15 protein-coding genes and 1 tRNA gene are annotated in these 23580 nt (G+C 57.9%); 9 read left to right on the top strand and 7 right to left on the bottom strand.

The features are described from left to right. Positions 1-587: 587 nt before the first annotated feature. The 4 genes from NE584_RS15255 to NE584_RS15240 all read right to left on the bottom strand — a co-directional run bounded on the left by NE584_RS15255 (position 588) and on the right by NE584_RS15240 (position 4518). A complete protein-coding gene (locus tag NE584_RS15255) occupies positions 588-1919 on the bottom strand; it encodes a TRAP transporter large permease subunit (protein WP_108982084.1) in 1332 nt (443 codons plus the stop codon). A 50-nt stretch (positions 1920-1969) separates the two neighbouring features. Continuing rightward, positions 1970-3553, bottom strand: coding sequence for an amidohydrolase family protein (locus tag NE584_RS15250; RefSeq protein WP_256183160.1), 1584 nt, complete (start codon positions 3551-3553; stop codon positions 1970-1972). A gap of 98 nt (positions 3554-3651) precedes the next feature. Next, the gene (locus NE584_RS15245) at positions 3652-3990 is read right to left on the bottom strand and encodes a DUF3870 domain-containing protein (protein WP_108982082.1); all 339 of its coding nucleotides are present in this window, start codon (positions 3988-3990) and stop codon (positions 3652-3654) included. Between the two features lie 189 nt (positions 3991-4179). Then, positions 4180-4518 (bottom strand): DUF3870 domain-containing protein, encoded by a 339-nt coding sequence (locus NE584_RS15240; RefSeq protein ID WP_157954835.1) that lies wholly within the window; start codon positions 4516-4518, stop codon positions 4180-4182. Positions 4519-4857: 339 nt separating this feature from the next. Between NE584_RS15240 and NE584_RS15235 the strand changes: the two genes are divergently transcribed. Continuing rightward, the gene (locus tag NE584_RS15235) at positions 4858-6228 is read left to right on the top strand and encodes an MATE family efflux transporter (RefSeq protein WP_108982080.1); all 1371 of its coding nucleotides are present in this window, start codon (positions 4858-4860) and stop codon (positions 6226-6228) included. 107 nt (positions 6229-6335) lie between these two features. Here NE584_RS15235 and NE584_RS15230 read toward each other — a convergent pair whose 3' ends face one another. Continuing rightward, complete coding sequence (locus NE584_RS15230) at positions 6336-8342, bottom strand: methyl-accepting chemotaxis protein (protein WP_256183159.1); 2007 nt, start codon at positions 8340-8342, stop codon at positions 6336-6338. A 321-nt stretch (positions 8343-8663) separates the two neighbouring features. Between NE584_RS15230 and NE584_RS15225 the strand changes: the two genes are divergently transcribed. The 4 genes from NE584_RS15225 to NE584_RS15210 all read left to right on the top strand — a co-directional run bounded on the left by NE584_RS15225 (position 8664) and on the right by NE584_RS15210 (position 13632). Continuing rightward, positions 8664-10076: a sodium:solute symporter gene (locus tag NE584_RS15225; RefSeq protein WP_050624093.1), complete on the top strand. Its 1413-nt coding sequence runs from the start codon at positions 8664-8666 to the stop codon at positions 10074-10076. Between the two features lie 81 nt (positions 10077-10157). Continuing rightward, positions 10158-11273, top strand: coding sequence for an aminopeptidase (locus NE584_RS15220; protein WP_050624094.1), 1116 nt, complete (start codon positions 10158-10160; stop codon positions 11271-11273). Positions 11274-11295: 22 nt separating this feature from the next. Next, positions 11296-12552 (top strand): peptidase T, encoded by a 1257-nt coding sequence (gene pepT, locus NE584_RS15215; protein ID WP_108982078.1) that lies wholly within the window; start codon positions 11296-11298, stop codon positions 12550-12552. Positions 12553-12558: 6 nt separating this feature from the next. Beyond that, positions 12559-13632 carry a Xaa-Pro peptidase family protein gene (locus NE584_RS15210; RefSeq protein ID WP_256183158.1) on the top strand — a complete coding sequence of 358 codons (1074 nt, stop codon included), beginning with the start codon at positions 12559-12561 and terminating at the stop codon, positions 13630-13632. 252 nt (positions 13633-13884) lie between these two features. Here NE584_RS15210 and NE584_RS15205 read toward each other — a convergent pair whose 3' ends face one another. Both NE584_RS15205 and NE584_RS15200 read right to left on the bottom strand, forming a co-directional pair. Further along, a complete protein-coding gene (locus NE584_RS15205) occupies positions 13885-13977 on the bottom strand; it encodes a helix-turn-helix domain-containing protein (protein WP_256183163.1) in 93 nt (30 codons plus the stop codon). A gap of 189 nt (positions 13978-14166) precedes the next feature. Next, positions 14167-14253 (bottom strand) — tRNA-Leu (locus tag NE584_RS15200). 379 nt (positions 14254-14632) lie between these two features. Between NE584_RS15200 and rpoB the strand changes: the two genes are divergently transcribed. The 4 genes from rpoB (at position 14633) to NE584_RS15180 (ending at position 23349) form a co-directional block, all read left to right on the top strand. Beyond that, the gene (rpoB, locus tag NE584_RS15195; RefSeq protein WP_050624097.1) at positions 14633-18472 is read left to right on the top strand and encodes a DNA-directed RNA polymerase subunit beta; all 3840 of its coding nucleotides are present in this window, start codon (positions 14633-14635) and stop codon (positions 18470-18472) included. A 23-nt stretch (positions 18473-18495) separates the two neighbouring features. After that, positions 18496-22164, top strand: coding sequence for a DNA-directed RNA polymerase subunit beta' (rpoC, locus tag NE584_RS15190; protein WP_256183157.1), 3669 nt, complete (start codon positions 18496-18498; stop codon positions 22162-22164). A gap of 175 nt (positions 22165-22339) precedes the next feature. Continuing rightward, on the top strand, positions 22340-22474 hold the full coding sequence (locus tag NE584_RS15185) for a prepilin-type N-terminal cleavage/methylation domain-containing protein (RefSeq protein ID WP_133248364.1): 135 nt from the start codon (positions 22340-22342) through the stop codon (positions 22472-22474). A gap of 59 nt (positions 22475-22533) precedes the next feature. Further along, a complete protein-coding gene (locus tag NE584_RS15180) occupies positions 22534-23349 on the top strand; it encodes a glycosyltransferase family 8 protein (RefSeq protein WP_050624099.1) in 816 nt (271 codons plus the stop codon). Positions 23350-23580 lie beyond the last annotated feature (231 nt).

Here is a 23580-nt window from a genome sequence, read left to right as displayed (position 1 = left end):
AAGACAGGAGCGCCCCGCCGGGGCGCTCCTGTCTTGTCTTTTCCACTGTGGACAGCTTGCCTTTTTCCGAGGGGGAGAGCTCCGGGGGAGATCCATGTGTGATGGAAGCCTGTACCATGTTTTACTATGAACGGGAAAGGTATATGCCGTCGGCAGTGGGGCTTAAATATGTAGGCGCGTCCAGATCCCAAAGGAACAGGATCTCATAGATCCGGCTGACCTCTATAAATATTCCCTTCCACCTATCAAAAGGATTATGCACAATACAGGACGCAGCTGCATCACACTCAGATGAAGACACAACTGTTTGCGGCACAGTTTGTTTGGAAACGCGGTGGAGAGGGCAGACGTGGGAAGAGAGATATGAGGGAGGAACTGTGATGCCCAGAGCACAGGAGAATCGTATTTCGGGGGAGTGACTTTCTTGGCTCCTGGCGGGGGCAGCTTTTCATCGACTGCGGGGATGTTACACTGCGCAGGAAAAGAAGACCTGAAAAAATGACCCTTTCAAAAAGAAGAGGAGATGTTGGCATTAAAAATGCTGCGGAGCATAGCTCCGCAGCTGGGGATATGAGAGGCAAACTGTTTTAAAAGATCATTGGACCGATGAAAGCATAAAGTAAAACGAAAGCCCATGCAAAAGCGGCACCAATCCAGTTTGCACGAAGAGCTTCCTTCGTGTTGTCGCAACGGGCGGTGATCATCTGACCGATAAAATTGCTGGTGGGATAGACAGAACTGGTCAGGCGGGTTGCCGCGAGGATAGAGACAGCAAAAACACCCATAGGAAGTCCTGCCTTAATTGCCATCTCACCGAACATCTCAGCCACGATCTGAATTTCCAGTACAGCGGCGGTCTCAATTCCGAATCCGCCCACCACGGCGGAAACCAAAGCGAGAGCGGTGGCTCCACCACTCTGCGCCAGCCCGCTGAGAAGATTGCCCAAAGCGGTAAAGCCCTCGCCGGCGTTGACCAAGTCCATCATAACGGTGAAATTCAAAAGCAGGACCAACGTGGAGGCCTGACTACCGATGCCTTTGCTCAGCATTTTGACACCTTCATCTACCGGAAAACCGGCAATCAGAATAATAATTCCGGCCAAAAGTAGCATGACAGTCAGCGCATAGGAAGTACTCTGCTTCATCAGGATGCCGTAGGTGATCAGGACGACAAAGGAGATCAAGAAAATAATTGTATTTCTTTTTTCCTTTGGGGTTGGAGTGATAGAGTCAATGCTGGAGATATCGGAAGAAAGCTCATAATGCTCAGTGCCTTCGGTAAGCCGCTGGGCGCGGTTGCATCCGATCCAGGCCCCGGTCAGCCAGAAGAGAGAAAAGGGGATCACAGCATACAGCATCAGCTGCCCATAGGAGAGGCCGGTTACCTGCATGGTGATCAGGGTGACACCAGTCAGCGGGCCAACGATCAGGCCGATTTCGCCAGATACCTTGAATAGGACAGCCACCACGGTGGGGGTGATGCCCAGAGCAGCCAAAATCGGGATCAGGATGGGAGAGATGATGGCGTTTCCGCCGGCCAAAGTCCCCAGCAGCCCGCAGACCAAGATGGAGGAGAGGATCAGAACGATTTTTCCTTTGGCACGAGTGTTGATGCCGATCCGTTTGACGATCCAATAGACAAGAGTGTGGGTGATACGTGCCTCCGTCATGAGAACGCCGAGCCCTGTTCCGAACATGATGAGCAGACCGATCACTGTGGTGGAGGAGGAGATCGCGGCGGTATAGGCATTGGTCAGGGAAACCAGGTCCTGACCAGTCAGGAAGAAGCCGACGATGATGCCCAGGAACATGCCCAGATAATTGCCCTTTCCAAGAAGAGCAAACACAATGAAGATGATCAGCGGGAGCAGCGCCAGGAGAGAAGGGGAAGAGATCAAAGCCCAATTACCAAGTTCCACAAGAAATTCTCCTTTCTGTTCTCGTTTGCTTATGTGCAGGTGATCACAATTTACCGCAGCAACACTTGACCGGGGCGGGCTCCGGTTATGGAACCAGACTTCAGGGAAAACACGCCGCTTACCAGGACATGCTCAATGCCGGACGGGGCGACCAGGGAATCGGTGAAAGTACATTGGTCACAGACGGACTCATAATCGAACACAGTGATGTCAGCAGCCTTGCCTGGCTCCAGGGTTCCCCTGTCACGAAGCCCCAAAATGGCTGCAGGAAGGGCGGTCATCTTGTAGACAGCATCCTGAAGAGACATCAGTCTGTGCTCCCGCACTGTCTGCAGAAAACGGGGAAAGGTTGCAATGTTGCGAGGGTGAGGGCTGGGCAGGCCCTGTGTATCCTGAAGAGAGAAGGCGGAGCCATCACTGCCAATGGCGACATGCATGTCGCACATGATGGTATGGACGTCCTCTTGGGACATGGAAAAATAGATGGCAGACACAGTTCCGGAACAACGCGCCAAAATATGGGCAACAGTTTCGGCTGGGGTAAGTCCCAGGCAAACAGAGAGCTGGGAGACGGTTTTTCCGTGATATTCCGGCGCGCTTCCGTGGGTGGAGGCGACTAAAACAGCGTCCGCGCCGCCGCGCCGCTCCATCTCTTCTGCGATGTCCCGAAGAAGGAATGTGTCTGGGTCCGACACCCTGCGCAGCATGGCGGCAGAACCTCCGTCATAGGCCCGCCTGGGGAGCAGTGCGGCCAGAATAGTGGAGGTTGCGGTATAAGGGTACTGGTCACAGGTGACAACGGCTCCACGTTGCCTGGACGCTTCGATGCGCTCAAGTAAGCGGGGGGCCTGCCCCCACTGGGCTTTCCCCATTAGCTTCAAATGGGAGATATGCAGATGAACACCGGTTTCCTCCGCAATAGAGAGCATCTCTTCCACTGCCTGGAAGATATTCGGCCCCTCATTTCGCATATGGACGGCGAGGATCTTCTTATGCTTTTGGACCACACGCGCCAGCTCCCTCAGCTCTGACGTGGGGGAGAAACTGCCGGGGGGATAGATCAGACCGAGGGATAGTCCCAGGGCACCTTGGTTCAGCTGATCATCGAGGAGGAACTTCATTTGCTCCATTTCAGAGGGCGTTAAGGGGCGATATTGAAAGCCCACGATACCAGCCCGCAGAGTTCCCTGCCCGATCAGCGTCCCGAGGTGGGAAGGATAGCCTGTCTGGGCCACATGAGCGGCATATTTCTGGACAGAGGCATCACGGACAGCCTCCTCCGGCACCGGGATCTCGCTGATCTTTCGAAGATAAGCCGTCTGTTCCGCCTGACAGGATGGGAGAATGGGAACGGCAGAAACGCCGCAGTTCCCCACGATCTCCAAAGTGATTCCCTGCGCTACTTTACTTTCCGGAAAGACAGCAGAAAATGGACAGGTATCAGAATGGGTGTGAATGTCAATAAAACCGGGAGAGACGATTTTTCCGGTGACATCCACCCTCGTGCGGCAATTACCCTCCCACTGAGGGCTGATCGCGACAATTTTTCCGTCCTGAATACACAAATCAGCCTGATAGGGGGGCGTGCGTGTGCCGTCTATGATCCAGCCCCCGGATAAGACAGTATCTACCATAAACATCCTCCTTGTATTTTTGTGAGAGTTGGCGTCAGTTTTCTGTGCTTGTATCTCTCATGCCCTCTGCGGCCGGCTTCGCAGGGACAGGACGAGTGTTATGAAAGGGGAGAACGATGCCCGGAACTCCAGTTTATCCATTTGGTGTGAGCCTGCTTGATGGCGACTAAGATCGATTTGCGGGAGTGGCCCCAATAGCGGGCCTCGACCTGATGGAGCATCTCTTCGACCTGTGTGGAAAAGCTGTAGCCCACCAGAAGCTGAGACAGGAAGGAGCTGGTTATCTGGCAGAGCGCATTGACCTCCACTTCCAGAATGGTGCCGGTTTTCGCATCCACCAGGAAGGCAAGAAACAGAACCCTATGGCGCTGGGAAATGGGATTTTCTGTGGCAGGCCTGGAGATTCCGGTAATGTACAGCGTTTGAGGAACGGACATATCAAACAACTCCTGATATGGTTATGGAAACAAAAAAGACGCACTGACATTGAAAAATGTCAGTGCGTCCTACTTACAACGGCATCCGGGGTCACCGGGCCAATAAATAGTTCTGAACAATATATAGATAACTCAGTTCAGCATCAGTATAAAATATTGACAATAATATGTCAAGAGAAAAATAAAAAATCAGCCAGAGTGCTGCGGAAGCATGCTCTGCTCCTGAAGAGTATGAATGATATTTCGGATACAGAAAATAAGGGCCTTTTGAGAGTGCCCAAGATACCGGGAACCAATATCTTGGATAATTGCATTGTAATCGGTATAAATGCTTCTGCCGACCAAAAGGCTTTTGACAAACCTCTCTGTAATATCACAGACAGAATTGATATCTGCATCATAAATTTGGCCTGAATCCCGGTCAAAGATGATCGGCAGAATGAGGTATTGGCTGGCGACAGTAATTGGGTTTTCTGCGGCAGCCTTGGCACAACCGACAATATAAATGGAATTCTTTGAATACTCCATTATCAGTCCCCCAACCATATCTGATCGTTTAAAATATAGCATAAATACACAGAACCGTCAAGAATAGGAACACACAAAGAGAAATTTTGCCACGGGAACACAAGACGAAATTGAAAACTCCATGTTTTTTGCCAAAGGACCCTTTGGACTGCCTGCAGCTGTTGGGGCAGTTCATGGAGGCGGACGTGGTTTTGGCTGTTTTACATATAGATTTTACAAAGAAATCATTATAAAATACAACTGTTAAAAAGCAGGGGTGCCGGGGCTGGGGTCCTGCACGGCAGGATCAAGACGCCGGACAGGCGGAGTGCGGAGAAGCGCGGCCATAGGAGGCGGGAGATGGTGAAAGGGGAAGTCCATAATTTTTCCAGAGGGAGCATCCCCCGCAATATCATGTCCCTGGCTCTGCCCATGACCGCCGCGCAGCTGATCAACGTACTGTACAGCGTGGTGGACCGGGTCTACCTGGGGCGTCTGCCTGGGCATCTGGCCCTGACCGGGCTGGGACTGACGATCCCAATCGTATCCATCATCATGGGATTTGCCAACCTGTGCGGAACTGGAGGCGCGCCGCTGTGTTCCATCAAACGGGGACAGGGAGACAATGAGGAGGCGGAGCGGGTGCTGGGCAACGCCTTCACCCTGCTGCTGATCTTTGGGGCTGCGGTCACTGCCGTCTTTCTATGGTTCAAGCAGCCGTTGCTCTACCTGTTCGGCGCAAGCGACGCCACCTATCCCTATGCCGACGCGTACATGACCATCTATCTTCTGGGAACGATCTTTGTGATGATCGGCCTGGGGATGAATCCCTTCATCACGGCCCAGGGGTTTGGCGGGGTGGGTATGATGACGGTGGGGCTGGGAGCCTTGGTAAACATCGTGCTGGACCCCATTTTTATTTTTGGGATGGGGATGGGGGTGCGGGGCGCGGCCCTGGCGACTGTGATCGCCCAGGGGTGCTCCGCTCTGTGGGTGCTGCGCTTCCTTACCGGGCGGCGGGCTATTCTGCGGCTGAGGGTGCGGAATATGGCGCTGTGTGCCCCACGGGTAAGATCCATCGTGACCCTGGGCCTGTCTGGCTTCTTTATGAACTTGACCAACAGCTTGGTCCAGGTGGTGTGCAACGCCACCCTTCAGGCCTATGGCGGGGACCTGTACGTGGGGGTGATGACCATCATCAACTCGCTGCGGGAGGTGTTTTTCATGCCGGTGCAGGGCCTGAGCAATGGCGCCCAGCCGGTGACGGGGTACAACTACGGCGCCGGACAGTACAGCCGGGTCCGCCGCTCCATCCGCTTCAGTGTGGCGGTGACCGTGGCGTATGCCGCCGCCTTCTGGGCCGTGGCCATGCTGTTTCCCGGCATGCTGATCCGGGTGTTCAACAATGAACCAGAGGTGGTGGAGGCTGGTATCCCTGCGCTGCGCATCTATTTCTGCCTGTTTATCCCCATGTCCCTCCAGATGGCGGGTCAGGGCGTCTTTGTGGGGCTGGGGCGCTCCAAGCAGGCTATCTTCTTCTCCCTGCTGCGCAAAGCGGTAATCAACGCGCCGCTCACTGTCATTCTTCCCATTTGGATAGGGACGACCGGCGTCTTCACAGCGGAGGCCGTCTCCCAGCTGATCGGCGGCCTAGCCTGTATCCTCACCATGTATTTCACCGTCTACCGCCCGCTGGGCAGCCTGCCGGACCAGCCCCTGGAGCGCGTGTGACACGATCGGAGCATAGGAAATGCAAAAGCGGACTGCACCAGCAGTCCGCTTTTGCGTTTGTGGTTCCAAAGCATCCGGCTTAGCCGAAGGTTTTGGCTTGTGGAAGATCAGTTTCCCAAAGTATCGCCATAAGAATGCACATTGTCTGGGAGTCGGAACTGTCCAACAAGATCGTCAAGGAGCTGCGCCTGGGAGGACAACTCCTCACTGGCGGCAGCGGACTGCTCACTGGTGGCAGAATTGGTCTGAACGACCGCGGAAATCTGATCCAATCCCACAGTAACCTGTGCGATTGCCGCTGAAATGGTATCCACCATTTCAGCTACCCTGACCATATCGTCTACAGCCAAACCGGCAAGATCTGTTGTCTTTTGGAGCGAATCCGTTACATTTGTCACAATGGCGTTTCCATTTTGCACCGACTCAACAGAACTCTCGATCAGTTCTTTCGTGGCCTTAGCCGCTTGGTCGGATTTAAAGGCCAAATTGCGTACTTCGTCAGCAACGACCGCAAAGCCCTTTCCAGCTGTCCCGGCTCTCGCTGCTTCCACAGCGGCATTGAGGGCCAGAATATTGGTCTGGAAAGCAATGTCCTCAATGGTAGTAATGATATTCCCGATTTTTTTAGAGAACTCTGTGATCTCTGCCATGGCAGTCGTCATTTGGAGCATCATTTTGTTGCTCTGCATGACCTGTCCACCGGCCTCCTCGGCCCGGGAGCGGGACTGTCTCGATACATCCGCTGTTTCGTCCACATTCTGAGAAATGTCATGTACGGTAGCTGCCAGTTCCTGTACAGAACTGGCCTGTTCGGTCGCACCCTGAGCCAGTGCCTGGGCGCCGTCCGATACCTGGGAAGAGCCGGCAGCGATCTGGGCGGAACTTGTGTGGATTTGGGAGAGCACATCGCTCAGCTTGTTCTTGATGCGGCGCATGGAGACCAGCAAGGGGGCAAAGTCTCCAATATACAGCTCCGGAACCCGGGAATCGACTACAAAATTCCCCTCTCCCATCTGGCTGAGCAGATAGTCAATATCCTTCAAAATGGTACTTAAGGCGGTGACAATAATTTTGGTGGAGGATACCAATTCGCCCACCTCATCGTTGCGGTCAAAGTCGGGTACGGGAGCCTCCAGATTTCCTTGGGACAGCAGATGGAGGCGGTCCGAACAGGCCTTGATGGGGCCGCCAATGCCAACTGCCAACCGCAGAGCAACCAAGGACGCGACAATGACAGCCGCGATAAGCAGAACAAGGGTGATAATGATCCCCAGGATGGCTGTGCCAGTAAAATCGGAGGTTGGGGCATTGATAGCAATGCTCCAGCCGTTGGTCTCAGGGACGGGAGCATACGCAGTAAACTTTGTCTCTCCGCCATAGCTGTACTGGCTGAACCCGGTGCCTCCAGCAATCATATCCGTCTCGATCGCGGCCAAATCGGCCAGAGATTTATCGCCTTTTGCATCTTGAATGGTATTTTCCTGATTGCGGACGCTTTCCAGATTGCGGTGGGCAATGGTGTTGCCGGTGGCATCCAGCATATAAGCTGTTCCGCCTTCACTTATCTGGAGGTTGCTGACAATCTCGTTAAGGAATGTTTCCTGGGGCACAAAGTAGACCACGCCAGCTACCCGGCCCCCCACTTGTCCATCCTGCCAGACTGGAGCGGAAATAATGATCGTCATCTCACCGGTAACAGAGGAGATCAATGGCTCGGAGACATAAGTGTTCCCCTGCATTGCGGCTTTGAAATAGGCCCGGTCGCTGTAATTTGACCCGTCGATCAGGCTGCGGCCCTGGGTATTCAGTAGGTTATAACGCTGAAAACCATAGGTATCTACCTTTTGCTGGAGCAGATCCTGCTTTTCTGCCAGGGTGATCTCCGGGTTGGAGAGGCGTGCAGTACTTCCCGTTTCTCCCACGATGTTCCGATATGCCTGGAGTTCATACGACACCCGGTCAGCAGCCACAACAGCCATTTCTTTCATGCTGGCCTCCAGCGTCGACTGTGTACCCCTATAGCTCAGGATACAGGAGGCGCCGCCGACCAGGATCAGGGAAATTGCCAATGTTAGGACCATGGACACCAATATTTTTGCCTTAATGCTCCTCATTGTTTCTTCCTCCACACGTTCTCTCTGTATTAACGTCCTAATAGTGGGTATCCATTTAAGTTATCGGCATAATTCGGCATAAGATAATAGCTGAGACACATGGCTATAGGCTTCGAGAGATAATATTTTACGGACAGGTGCTTCTGCGGCAACTACTTGTTGGGGGCCCAGAGAAAGCTGCGGCTGTATAGAACGAAAATTTATTCTATATATTTATATATTTTTAGCCGAAAAAGCAAGGGGGGCGAATAAAGCTTGACATCAGCGCATTAGTCAGTTAAAATTTTCTATTATGTGTGTGAACAGAGAGGAGAGAGAACCATGAGCTATATTATCGCAATCGGTGCATACCTGTTTCTGCTGATGATCTATGGCTTGGTCATTGCGCACAAGAAAGTGAAAACTGCAGACGACATGGTCACAGGCGGCCACCGGATACCCTTCATCATCCTGGTGGGAAGTCTGCTGGCCACCTGGTGCGGCGGAGGCGGCATCACCGGAAATGCCAGCATCATTTACAACGGCGGCCCGTGGGTGGGCGCCATCACCTTTGCCGCGCCCCCTATCGGCATTATCCTGCTGTATTTCATCGCGGGCAAGGTCCGCAAGTCCAATAAGGTCACGGTCCCGGAGATCATGGGCGCCCGTTACGGCCAAAGCGCCAGCATCATTTCCGCGGTGTGCGTCATGCTGGCCTATGTGGGCGTATTGGCCACTCAGCTGAAGGCGGCGGCCGACATTCTGGTCCTGCTGTGCAGCTCCAGCGGTGTGGAGATCTCCCGTGGGCTGGCACTTGTCATCTGCACCACGATTATTGTGGTCATCACAGTGGGCGGAGGACTGGTATCCGTGGCATACTCCGACGCGATCAGTGCGCTGATCATGATCGGCGGATTCTTCATTGCCATCCCCATCCTGATCAGTGTGGCAAACGCGCAGGGTGCTGTGCTGCCCCCGGAGAAGACCACTCTCACCGGCGGCATGTCCGGTTGGGAACTGCTGGGCTATTTCCTGCCCTCCCTGGCCCTGATGCTGGGCGACCAGAACATGCTGCAGCGCTTTGCCTCCGCCAAAAACAGCACAGAGGCCAAAAAGTCCAACATCGGCATGTTCATTGGCGAGATCCTGGTCATCGTCAGCATCATCGCAGTGGTGACCCAGGCGGCCCGCCTGTATCCCACGCTGGACACGCCCTCCAACGTGATCTTCCAGGTATCCGTGGACTATCTGCCGATGGCCTTCGGTGCGCTGATCATGTGTGCCTGCATGGCGTTTATCGTCACCACGGCGGACAGCTATCTGCTCTCCTCCGCCACCAACCTGACCAATGACATCTATGTCAAATATATCCGCAAGGACGCTACGGACAAGCAGAAGATGCTGGTGCTGCGGGGGACCATCGTGGTATTCAGTGTCATCGCGGTGGCCCTGACCCTCTATTTCCCCACCGTGCTCTCTCTGCAGATGACCGCCTACACCATGTACGGCGCGGCCATCACGCCGGCTATCCTGTTCGCGCTGTTCTCCAAGAAGGTGACCCCGGCTGCCGGTATTGCCGGCATCCTGGTGGGCGGTCTGGCAACGATCGTCTGGACGCTGATGGGAACGCCCTATGGGATACAGTGTGCCATCGTAGCAGTGCCTGCCTCCGTCATTGCCATCCTGGTCGTGTCCGCTGTGACACCGAAAGGGGAAGCCGCCCGTTCCCTGGATGCGCTCTATCAGGAGAAGTGATCGTAAAGCGGGGCAGAAGAGATCCTTCTGCCCCGCTTTTTTCAATAGGATCAAAATCAGGAAAGGAAGTGCTCTGTCATTATGGAGGACCCGAGAATTCGCAAGTTTGCTCAATTTCTGATCCGGAGCGCGGTGGAGCTGCAAAAGGGGGAGAAGATCCTTATTGAGCTCCACGGCAGCGAGACTGGACTGATGAAGGCGCTGGTCCAGGAGGCCTATGCGGTGGGAGGAAAGCCCTTTATCCACATTTTTGACTATGGGGTGGAGGGGGCGCTGGTCCAGGGGGCCGACGCGGAGCATATGGAGGAGATCGCCTCCTATGAACTGGAGCGGATGAAGGATATGGACGCCTATATCGACATCCGGGCCACGCCCAACATCAGCGCATGGCACAATGTCAGTGACGAGGCTCAGCGCCGTTACCGCCAGTATTACTGGGGCCCCATCCACCTGGCCCAGCGGTGCAACCACACCAAGTGGTCCGTGCTGCGCTATCCAAACGACGCCATGGCCCAGCTGGCCGGCGTGTCCACCGAGGAGTATGAGGACTTCTATTTCCGGGCCTGTCTGGTGGACTACGACAAGATGGGGCGGGCTATGAGGCATCTGGAGAAGCTGATGGACCGGACAGACCGGGTGCACATCATCGCTCCAGGGACAGACCTTACCTTCTCCATTCAGGGCATACCCTGCTATGCCATGCACGGGAACCGGAATATCCCGGACGGAGAGGTCTATACCTCGCCGGTGCGGGATTCGGTTAACGGACATATCACCTATAACTGCCCCTCCCCTTATGACGGCTTCCTGTTCCGGGACGTGTATCTGGAGTTCCGGGACGGCAAGATCGTAAAGGCCACCAGCAACAACACCCCATATATGAATGAGATCCTGGATATTGATGAGGGCGCCCGGTATATCGGTGAGTTCGCCTTCGGGGTGAACCCAGTGATCACCCATCCCATCGGGGACATCCTCTTTGATGAAAAGATCGCTGGCAGCTTCCATCTGACGCCGGGCAACAGCTATGACAACGCCTCCAACGGCAATCATTCCGCCGTCCACTGGGACCTGATCCAGATCCAGACGCCGGAGTTCGGTGGTGGTGAGATCTGGTTCGATGATGTGCTCATTCGGAAGGACGGCCTGTTTGTGCTGGAGGAGCTGAAGTGCTTGAATCCGGAGAATCTGCTCTGAGAAGGATAAGGAGGGTCATAGAATGGATACAGTTGTAGACCGTCTGATCCGCTATGCGAAGGTGTACAGCGAGAGCGACTACCATGCCGGGAGAGCGGTGACGCCCAGCACGCAGCGGCAGTTCGATATGGGCCGTCTGCTGGTGGAGGAACTCCACGGGCTGGGCATCGAGAACGCGGTGCTGGACGAGAAGTGTTATGTGTATGCCTCTGTGCCCGCCTCACCGGGCTGTGAGCATCTGCCCGCCATCGGCCTGATCGCCCACATGGACACTACCCCGGATATGACGGGGAAGGATGTGAAGCCCCAGGTGATCCATTACGAAGGGGGAGACGTGGTGCTGAACCGGGAGCAGGGGATCGTCATGGAGGCGGCCCAGTTCCCCGAGCTTCAAAAGTTTGTGGGGCAGGATCTGGTCTGCTCAGACGGGACCACCCTTCTGGGGGCGGATGACAAGGCAGGCATCGCCATGATCCTCCAGGCAGTGGAGGAGCTGCTGGCTGAGGGCGTGCCCCACGGGAAGATCTGCATCGGATTTACTCCGGATGAGGAGATCGGCATGGGGGCCAGCGGCTTTGATGTCAAAGGCTTTGGCGCTGATTTTGCCTATACGGTGGACGGCGGGGATATCACGGACTATGAGTACGAGACATTCAACGCGGCCAAGGCCACGGTTACCATTCACGGCTTCAGCATCCATCCCGGCACTGCGAAAGATAAAATGAAAAACGCCATCCTGATGGCCGGGGAATACAACGCGCTGCTTCCGGCCCTGGAAATACCGGGGCATACAGAGGGGTACGAGGGCTTTTTCCACCTCCAGGAGATGCACGGGACTGTGGAGAAAGCCGACATGATCTATATCGTCCGTGACCACAGCATGGAGAGGTTCCAGGAGCGGAAAGCGATGATGGAGAAAGCGGCGGCAGAGATTGACCGCCGCTATGGGGCGCACACGGCCGAGGTGGAGCTCCAGGACCAGTATTACAATATGCATGAGGTCCTGAAGGATCACATGGAGATCCTGGAACTGGCAGAGCAGGCCATGAAGGCGGCAGGCATTGCTGCCCCCACCCATTCGCCCATCCGGGGCGGGACAGATGGAAGCGTCCTGACCTACATGGGTCTGCCGTGCCCAAATCTGCCCAGCGCGGGACACAACGCCCACGGAAGGTTTGAATATGCGCCGGTGGAGTCCCTGAAGACCGGGGTGAGGATCATCAGGGAGCTGCTCTCTCCGGCGCTGGTAGAGTCCGTGATCTTGAAGAAGAAAGGCTGATGATCCATGTATCAGGAACGTATCAAAAGAGTGCTGGACTCCATGGAGGAGATGGGGCTGGACCAGATGCTGGTGTCTGACCCAGACAGCATCTGGTATCTCACCGGGTATGACGTGTTTCCCTTTGAGCGCCTGTTTGCTTTTTATCTCCGCCGGGACGGGCACCACAAGCTGTTTTTGAACAGGCTGTTCCCTGTGCCGGAAGCTCCCTATGAGCAGGTGTGGTCCTCCGACACCGATGATGCGGTGGCGATTTTGGCCTCCCATGTGGACGGAAAGAGCGCCCTGGGGATCGACAAGGAGTGGCCGGCCCGGTTCCTTCTGCCCCTGATGGAGCGCAATCCGGACAGCCGGTATATAGTGGCATCCGACTGTGTGGATCACGCCAGGGCCTGCAAGGACGAGGCGGAGCGGGAGCTGATGCGGGCGGCCTCCCGTATCAATGACACAGTAATGGAACGGGCGGCGGCCTTCCTCCAGGAGGGGATCACGGAGCGGGAAGTGGCCGACTATATCATAAGCCAGTACGCGGCGGAGGGCTGCGACGCTGTGGCGTTCCAGCCCATTGTCTCATTCGGCGCCCACGCCGCCGACCCCCATCATGAGGCGGACCAGACCCGCCTGAAGGCGGGAGACTGCATTGTCATCGATATGGGCTGCCGGAAAGACCGGTACTGCTCCGATATGACCCGCACCTTCTTCTGTAAGACTGCGGACCCCAAATACGCGGCCATCCATGACCTGGTCCGCAGTGCCAATGAGATCGCGGAGGGAATGATCCGTCCCGGCATCCCCCTGCGGGAGCTGGACATCGCGGCCCGGGAACATATCGCTTCGGCGGGCTATGGTGAGTACTTCACCCACCGCCTGGGGCATTTTATTGGCCAGACAGAGCATGAGAAGGGGGATGTAAGTGCAGTCACAGAGCTGGTAGCCAAGCCTGGGATGATCTTCTCCATTGAGCCAGGAGTGTACCTCCCTGGTCAATTTGGGGTCCGGGTGGAGGACTTGGTGCTTGTGACGGAGGAGGGCTGTGAGATCCTCAACCGCGTGGACAAGCATTGGAAGACGGTGGGCTGAGAGTGGAGTTCCCATAAAATGAGAGCATACTCTGTTTTTGAATCGGGATTGACAGCGGCTCCCGGGGCCGCAGAACGAACCATCGTAAAACGAGGCAAAAGCCTCCCCAATAAGGAATCAGCCCCGGACAGAGATCCTGTCCGGGGCTGATTCCATAAAAAGCAGCGTTGGCTTAGGACGGACAAAACCGGGGAATGCCGGCAAGGGCGCGAAGCGTTCATCTTGACCCTTGCACGGCATTCCCCGGTTTTGCTACTTCTTCGTAATGGCATGCATCAATTTGCTTTGCAAACGGCCTTTCATATATGGGTCTATCTGCTTATGGGGCTGCCCGCTTTCATCGATTATATTTCACCATACTCATATAATGCCCCCTGCCTATATTGTAAATTATACCAAAATTTATCTGGAAACCCTACTCTTTTCTAAAAAAGTGGTCTTAATCTGCGATTAGCCATTTGGCTATTTTTCTTTAAATATAACAAATAATCCGAACCCATTTCCTATCGGAAACAAGTTCGGATTATATTGGTTTGGTGCCGGTGGTGGGACTCGAACCCACACGATGTCGCCACCAACGGATTTTGAGTCCGTCACGTCTACCAATTCCATCACACCGGCATATTTGATCAAGTACCAATTAATTATATAACAAAAATGGGATGGACGCAAGAAAAAATTTTGCCCTTTTCCTAAGAAAAAAGAAAAATTTACAGAAAGCCCCTTGACAAGTTAAAGGCTTTCATGGTAAAGTAAAATGCTTTTATATCCTCATAAAAAGAGCACGGTCCCCCCATGCTCCACGAAAACTATAACATAGGCCCCGGAAGTTGACAAGAGGAAAGTTGAAAAAGGTTCAAACTGAGCCGGGTGTTCGCAAAGGCGCGGTTTGGCGCTTTTGTGCACAACGACGGGGAAAATGCGGAAGAGAGCCGGGAAAGGACCGAAAAACAGTAGATTCACCCCTTTCAAATCAAAGAAAGTGAGTTGATTTTTAGAAATGACGGTCAAGGACGTATATTACGGAAAGACCCTGCGAAAGAGCTTTGCCCGCTATCAGGAGATCCTGGAGATGCCCAATCTGCTGGAGATCCAGAAGAAGTCCTACCAGTGGTTCCTGGACGTGGGACTGCGGGAGGTCTTTCGGGACGTAGCCGCCATCACTGACTACGCCGGCAATCTGGAGCTGTCCTTCATCGACTACTCCATGGACGAGAAGCCCAAGTATGACGTGGAGGAGTGCAAGGCCCGGGACTGCACCTACGCCGCGCCCATCAAGGTCCGGGTGCGCCTGCGCAACAAGGAGACCGAGGAGATCAAGGAGCAGGAGATCTTCATGGGAGATTTCCCCATCATGACCAATTCCGGCACCTTCGTCATCAACGGCGCTGAGCGGGTCATCGTCTCCCAGATCGTCCGTTCCCCCGGCATGTACTATACCCGCACTGCGGACAAGGCGGACAACCTGACTTTCGCCACCACCGTCATTCCCTACCGGGGAGCCTGGCTGGAGTATGAGACCGACCTGTCCGACGTGTTCTATGTGCGCATCGACAAGAACCGCAAACTGCCTATCACCTGCCTGATCCGGGCCATCGGCCCCAAGACCGACGCCGAGATCATCGAGATGTTCGGTGAGGACGAGCGCATCCAGTCCACCCTGGAGAAGGATACCTGCAAGAACTATGAGGAGGCCCTGCTGGAGATCTACCGTAAGCTGCGTCCCGGCGAGCCTCCCACGGTGGACTCCGCTGAGAGCCTGCTCAACGGCCTGTTCTTTGATCCCCGCCGCTACGACCTGTCCGCGGTGGGCCGCTATAAGTTCAACAAGAAGATGGCTATGGGCAGCCGCCTGTCCGGCCACACCCTGGCCATGCCCGTGGCCGACCCCCGTACCGGTGAGATCATCGCCGAGGCCGGGGAGAACCTGACCAGGGAGCGGGCCCGGGAGCTGGAGGACCGAGGGGTCAATGAGGCTGTCCTGGATGTGGACGGCAAGCTGGTGAAAGTGTTCGCCAACAACATGGTGGATATGAAGAACTTCGTGGACTTTGACCCGGAGGAGTGCGGCATCACCGAGAAGGTGTCCTTCCCCGTGCTGTGCCAGCTCCTGGAGCAGTACTCCGGCGAGGAGCTGAAGGAGGCGGTGGCCGACCACGTGGACGACCTGGTGCCCAAGCACATCACCGTGGCGGACATCATGGCCTCCATCAACTATCTCAACGGCCTGGCCCACAACGTGGGCACCCCCGATGACATTGACCACCTGGGCAACCGCCGCCTGCGCTGCGTGGGCGAGCTGATCCAGAACCAGTTCCGCATCGGCTTCAGCCGCATGGAGCGGGTCATCCGGGAACGCATGACCATTCAGGACTTGGACGTGGTCACCCCCCAGAGCCTGATCAATATCCGCCCTGTCACCGCTGCCATCAAGGAGTTCTTCGGGTCCAGCCCTCTGTCCCAGTTCATGGACCAGACCAACCCCCTGGCCGAGCTGACCCACAAGCGCCGTCTGTCTGCCCTGGGCCCCGGCGGCTTGTCCCGTGACCGGGCCTCCTTCGATGTGCGCGACGTCCATTACAGTCACTACGGCCGCCTGTGCCCCATCGAGACCCCCGAAGGTCCCAACATCGGCCTGATCTCCTATCTGGCCTCCTACGCCCGGGTGAACCGGTTCGGCTTCATCGAGACCCCCTACCGCAAGGTGGATAAGGCCACCGGCAGGGTCACCGACGAGATCGAGTACATGACCGCCGACGTGGAGGATGAGTACACCGTCGGCCAGGCCAACGAGCCGGTGGATGAGAACGGCTGCTTCGTCAACGAGCGCATCACCTGCCGCCACCGCAACGAGATCATTTCCGTGGACCGCAACAGCGTGGACTACGTGGACGTATCCCCCAAGATGATGGTCTCCGTGGCTACCGCCATGATCCCCTTCCTCCAGAATGACGACGCCAACCGCGCCCTGATGGGCGCCAACATGCAGCGCCAGGCTGTGCCCCTGCTCCGGCCCGAGGCACCCATCGTGGCTACCGGCCAGGAGCATAAGAACTGCATCGACTCCGAGGTGGCCATCCTGGCGGAGGGGCCCGGCGTGGTCACCAAGGTGTCCGCCCGGTATATCACTGTAAGATATGACAGCGGCGAGACCAAGGAGTACCGCCTGACCAAATATCTGCGCTCCAACCACACCACCTGCATCAACCAGCGGCCCATTGTCAATGCAGGCCAGCGGGTAGACTATCAGGACGTACTGGCCGACGGCCCCTCCACCGACCGGGGCGAGATCGCCCTGGGCCGGAACATCCTCATGGGCTTCATGACCTGGGAGGGCTACAACTACGAGGACGCCGTGCTGCTCAACGAGCGCATGGTGAAGGAGGATGTGTTCACCTCCATCCATATCGAGGAGTATGAGACCGAGTCCCGGGACACCAAGCTGGGCCCCGAGGAGATCACCAGGGACATCCCCAATGTGGGCGAGGACGCCCTGAAGGACCTGGACGAGCGGGGCATCATCCGGGTGGGCGCCGAGGTGCGTTCCGGCGATATCCTGGTGGGCAAGGTCACCCCCAAGGGCGAGACCGACCTGACCGCCGAGGAGCGCCTGCTCCGGGCCATCTTCGGCGAGAAGGCCCGGGAGGTCCGGGATACCTCCCTGAAGGTGCCCCACGGAGAGAGCGGCATCATCGTGGATGTCAAGGTCTTCACCCGGGAGGCAGGTGACGAGCTCTCTCCCGGCGTCAACGAGGTGGTCCGGGTCTACATCGCTCAGAAGCGCAAGATTTCTGTGGGTGATAAGATGGCCGGCCGCCACGGCAACAAGGGCGTGGTCTCCCGCATCCTGCCCCAGGAAGATATGCCCTTCCTGCCCGACGGCACCCCCCTGGATATCGTGCTCAACCCTCTGGGCGTGCCCTCCCGTATGAACATCGGTCAGGTGCTGGAGGTCCATCTGGGCTACGCCGCCAAGGCCCTGGGCTGGAAGGTGGCCACCCCCATCTTCAACGGCGCCAACGAGCAGGACATCCAGGAGTGCCTGAAGATGGCCGGCCTGGCCCGGGAGGTGGGCTATGACGAGCCCCTGATCGGCAAGCAGCTCTATCTGGCACCCCAGGAGGAGGGCGGCGAGCTGCGGGCCCTCACTCCGGAGGAGATGGCGGACAACGTCCAGGTCCGGGAGTGGCAGAAGGCCGGCCAGCTGCGTCTGGTGGACGGCAAGAACTGGCTGTACGACGGCCGCACCGGCGAGCGGTTCGACAACCCGGTCACTGTGGGCTACGTCTACTTCCTGAAGCTGCACCACCTGGTGGACGACAAGATCCACGCCCGCTCCACCGGCCCCTATTCTCTGGTCACTCAGCAGCCTCTGGGCGGCAAGGCCCAGTTCGGCGGCCAGCGCTTCGGCGAGATGGAGGTGTGGGCCCTGGAGGCCTACGGCGCCGCCTATACCCTCCAGGAGATTCTGACGGTGAAGTCCGACGACGTCACCGGCCGTGTCAAGACCTATGAGGCCATCGTCAAGGGCCACAACGTGCCCCGGCCCGGCGTGCCCGAATCCTTCAAGGTGCTCATCAAGGAGCTCCAGTCCCTGTGCCTGGACATGAAAGTGCTGGATGCGCAGGGCAACGAGATCGAGCTGAAGGACGACGACGAGGACGCCTACCAGCCCGGCCGCCGCGATGACGACGACGATTTCTATTTCTCCGCGGAGGACTCCGACTTCTCCGCCGCCGGCTACACCCTGAAGGGGGAGAGCGACGACGATGACCTGGAAGTGGGAGAGAGCACGAACGATTCCATGGACGGAGAGGACTTCTCCGACGAGGATTTTTGAGAGAAAAGGGAGGAGATTGAACGATGAGTTATACGGAGTTTGACGCCATTCAGATTGGCATCGCCTCCCCTGAGCAGATCCGCGAGTGGTCTTACGGCGAGGTCAAAAAGCCGGAGACCATCAACTACCGCACCCTGAAGCCGGAGCGGGACGGCCTGTTCTGCGAGCGCATCTTTGGCCCCACCAAGGACTGGGAGTGCCACTGCGGCAAGTACAAGAAGATCCGCTACAAGGGCAAGATCTGCGACCGCTGCGGCGTGGAGGTCACCCGGGCCAAGGTGCGCCGGGAGCGCATGGGCCACATCGAGCTGGCCGCCCCGGTCTCCCACATCTGGTACTTCAAGGGTATCCCCTCCCGGATGGGCCTGCTGCTGGACATCAGCCCCCGCATCCTGGAGAAGGTGCTGTATTTCGCCGCCTATATCGTCACTGATCCCGGCTTCTCCCCCCTGGCCAAGAACCAGATCCTCTCCGAGAAGGAGTACCGGGACATGCGGGAGAAGTATGAGGACGACTTCGACGCCGGCATGGGTGCCGAGGCGGTCAAAAAGCTGCTCCAGCAGATCGACCTGGAGCAGCTCTCCCAGCAGCTGCGCAGCGAGCTGAAGGACGCCTCTGGACAAAAGAAAGCCCGGATCGTCAAGCGCCTGGAGGTGGTGGACGCTTTCCGCCTCTCTGGCAACAAGCCCGAGTGGATGATCATCGATGTGCTGCCCGTCATCCCCCCGGAGATCCGCCCCATGGTCCAGCTGGACGGCGGCCGGTTCGCCTCCTCTGACCTGAATGACCTGTACCGCCGGGTCATCAACCGCAACAACCGCCTCAAGCGGCTGATCCAGCTCAACGCCCCGGACATCATTGTACGCAATGAGAAGCGGATGCTCCAGGAGGCGGTGGACGCCCTCATCGACAACGGCCGCCGGGGCCGCGCCGTCACCGGCGCCAACAACCGGGCCCTCAAGTCCCTGTCCGACATGCTCAAGGGCAAGCAGGGCCGCTTCCGCCAGAACCTGCTGGGCAAGCGCGTGGACTACTCCGGCCGAAGTGTTATCGTGGTCGGCCCCAGCCTGAAGATCTACCAGTGCGGCCTGCCCAAGGAGATGGCCATTGAGCTGTTCCGCCCCTTCGTGATGAAGAAACTGGTGGAGGATGGTCTGGCCAACAACATCAAATCCGCCAAGAAGATGGTGGACAAGGGGGCTCCCGCCGTGTGGGACGCCCTGGAGTTCGTCATCAAGGACCACCCGGTGATGCTCAACCGCGCGCCCACGCTGCATCGCCTGGGCATCCAGGCCTTCGAGCCGGTGCTGGTGGAAGGCCGTGCCATCAAGCTTCATCCCCTGGTGTGTACCGCCTTCAACGCCGACTTCGACGGCGACCAGATGGCCGTCCACGTCCCCCTGTCCGCCGAGGCCCAGACCGAGGCCCGCATCCTGATGCTCTCCGCCAACAACCTGCTGCGGCCCCAGGACGGCGGCCCAGTCACCATCCCGACCCAGGATATGATCCTGGGCTCCTACTACCTGACCTACAGCCGGGAGGAGGAGGGCACCGGCCATATCTTCGCCGACAAGGATGAGGCCCTGCTGGCCTATGACGCCAAGATCGTCACGCTCCACTCGCCCATCAAGGTCCGCCTCTACCGGGAGGTGGACGGCGTGATGCGCTACAAGCTGGTGGAGACCACGGTGGGCCGCCTGATCTATAACGACGCCATTCCCCAGGACCTGGGCTTCGTGGACCGCTCCGATCCAGAGACCATGTTCGACCCGGAGATCAACTTCGTGGTGGGCAAGAAGCAGCTGGGCAAGATCATCGACAAGTGCATCACCAAGCACGGCTTTACTGTATCCGCCGGCGTGCTGGACGCCATCAAGGACCTGGGCTACCACTACTCCACCGTGGGCTCCCTGACCGTGGCCATTGCGGACATGACTGTGCCCGCCAAGAAGTATGAGCTCATCGGCCAGACGGAGAAGGAGATCATCAAGATCGACCGGCAGTACCGCCGCGGCCTGATCACCAACGACGAGCGCTACCGCCTGTCCGTTCAGGCGTGGGAGAAGACCACCAACGACGTGACCGACGCCCTGCGGGAGTCCATGGACCGCTACAACCCCATCTTCATGATGGCCGACTCCGGCGCCCGCGGCTCCATGGCCCAGATCCGTCAGCTGGCCGGTATGCGCGGCCTGATGGCCGACACCTCCGGTCGCACCATCGAGATCCCCATCAAGGCAAACTTCCGTGAGGGCCTCAGCGTGCTGGAGTACTTCATCTCCTCCCGAGGCGCCCGAAAGGGCATGGCCGACACCGCCCTGCGTACCGCTGACTCGGGTTACCTGACCCGCCGTCTGGTGGACGTGTCCCAGGAGGTCATCATCCGGGAGGAGGACTGCGGCACCCGGGACGGCATCGAGGTCAGCGAGATCGAGGAGTACGGCCAGGTCATCGAGACCTTTGCCGAGCGCCTCCACGGCCGCTACCCCGCCGAGGACATTGTGGACCCCGCCACCGGCGAGCTCCTGTTCAGCCGGGACACCATGCTCCGCAATGAGGACGCCAAGGTGCTGGAGGCCCACGGCATCCACTCCGCCAAGATCCGCTCCGTCCTCACCTGTGAGGCACGCAGCGGCGTGTGCGCCAGGTGCTACGGCATCAACCTGGCCATCGGTGAGCCTGTGGGCGCCGGCGAGGCGGTAGGCATCATCGCCGCACAGTCCATCGGAGAGCCCGGAACCCAGCTGACCATGCGTACCTTCCACACCGGCGGCGTGGCCGGCGGCGACATCACTCAGGGTCTGCCCCGAGTGGAGGAGCTGTTCGAGGCCCGTAAGCCCAAGAAGATGGCCCAGCTGGCCGAGATCAGCGGCCGGGTGTCCATTGAAGAGACCAAGCGCAACATTATGTGCAACGTGACCATCACCGCCGACGACGGCGAGGTGGTGACCTATGCCCTGCCCTATGCCGCCGGCCTGCGCGTCAAGGACGGCGACGTGGTGGCCAAGGGCGACCAGCTCACCGAGGGTGCCCTGTCCCCCCACGAGGTGCTGCGCATCCGCGGGCTGTCCGCCTGTCACAACTATCTGATCCGCGAGGTCCAGAAAGTGTACCGTCAGCAGGGCGTTGACACCAACGACAAGCACATCGAGGTCATCATCCGCCAGATGATGCGGAAGGTCCGGGTGGAGGACGCGGGAGATTCCGACCTGCTCTCCGGCGCTACCATCGACATCATCGAGTTCTGGGACGCCGAGAAGGCTGTGAGGACCCGCATGGAGGCCGGGGAAAAGAACGAGATGGGCGAGGACCTGCGCCTGCCCACCTGCACCCGTCTGCTCATGGGCATCACCAAGGCATCTCTGGCCACCGATTCCTTCCTGTCCGCCGCCTCCTTCCAGGAGACCACCAAGGTGCTCACCGAGGCCGCCATCAAGGGCAAGGTGGACCACCTGCTGGGGCTGAAGGAGAATGTCATCATCGGCAAGCTGATCCCCGCCGGTTCCGGACTGGCACAGTACCGCAAGGACGACCCCATCGACGAGAACGGCAATCTGATCACCGCGGGGACCGCCGGCGCAGTGGAGGCCGAGCCCTTGGAGGAGCCGGAAGAGGAGGGCTTTTTCGCCGAGGAGGAGCCTGAGGTGGAGGCCGCTGCCGACACCCAGGAGGACAGCGGAACGCTGGTGTAATATCGCTCCTTCCCCAACAGAACAGCACGTCCAGTGAGAAAGCCCCGGCGCATGCGCGCCGGGGCTTTTTGTCAGTTTGGTTGTTTCCCACCCCAGGGCGGCGGCTGGGGAGGGCAGTCGGAACGGGTGAAAGGGAAATAAGCGCTGTTGAAAGTTATGTCAACTAAAAAACACCTTGACGGAAGAGGCGGCGGCGGGCTATCATAGAACGAAAAGGAGGGGGAGCACCATGATAGAGTGGCTGATGGCGCTGGTGATGGCGGGGATCGTGGCCCTCTGGCTGTATCAGAACGGAAAGGACGGAAAATAACGGGGCCGGATGCCGGTCCTGTACCCGCTGCCAGGGAGGCGGCGGAAGAGGAGGAACGTATGGATCTGCTGGTGACATTGGATCAGAATTACCTGGGACCGCTGCGGGTGCTGCTGGGCTCCCTGTTTCTCAATGATCCAGGGGAAGAATTTCATATCTATATGATCGAAGAGGGGCTGACCGGGGCACAGGTGGAGGAGCTTTCCCAGCTGTGCCGGGCCCACCACAGCCAGCTGCACCCGCTGGAGGTCCCGGACGGCCTGTTCACGGACGCACCGGTGGTGCGGTACTACTCCCGGGCCATGTACTACCGCCTTCTGGCGGCAGAGCTGCTGCCCCGGGAACTGGACAGGGTGCTCTATCTGGACCCGGATATCCTGGTGATCCGACCGGTGCGGCCCCTGTATGAGACACAGCTGGGAGACAGCCTGCTGGCGGCGGCCAGCCACAGCGGGTTGACCGGGATGTCTGACTATGTAAACAAGATCAGGTTGTCCAACTATGAGGCGGAGAGCTACTACAACTCCGGTGTGCTGTTGATGAACCTTCCCCAGATGCGGGAGGAGATGCGCCCGGCAGATATTTTCGCCTACGCCAGGGAGTACGAGGAGCGGCTGATCCTGCCGGACCAGGACATCCTCAACGGCCTGTACGGCACCCGGATCCTGGGTGTGGACGACAGTGTGTGGAACTATGACGCCCGGCGATATGACCGCTACTGGCTGGGCAGCCACGGGGAGAAGGATATGGACTGGGTGATGGACCACACGGTGTTCCTCCACTTCTGCGGCAAGAACAAGCCCTGGTCCAGAGGGTATGAGGGACATTTTTCCGCCCTCTATAAGCACTACCAGCGCCTGCTGGGAGAGGTGTAACGCAGAGAGGCTGTCGAAAAAGTAGTAGCCTGCCGCACGCAGGGCCTGACCGCCTGCGGCGGACAAACCCCACATCTGCAGCCTGAGAAGTGTTTTCCCCGGCGTACATGCCGCCGGGGAAAACAGGTCAGAACTGGATTTGCGCCTGCGTGTGCGAACTCTGGGAGGCTTTTTCCATAAGCTGAGGGGGGGGGGGGGGGGGGGGGGGGGGGGGGCGGGCGCGGGGGGGCG

The organism is Clostridium sp. DFI.5.61, from assembly GCF_024462915.1.
GTDB classification, from domain to species: domain Bacteria; phylum Bacillota; class Clostridia; order Oscillospirales; family Oscillospiraceae; genus Lawsonibacter; species Lawsonibacter asaccharolyticus.
This window is presented reverse-complemented; position numbering and strand designations above follow the sequence as displayed.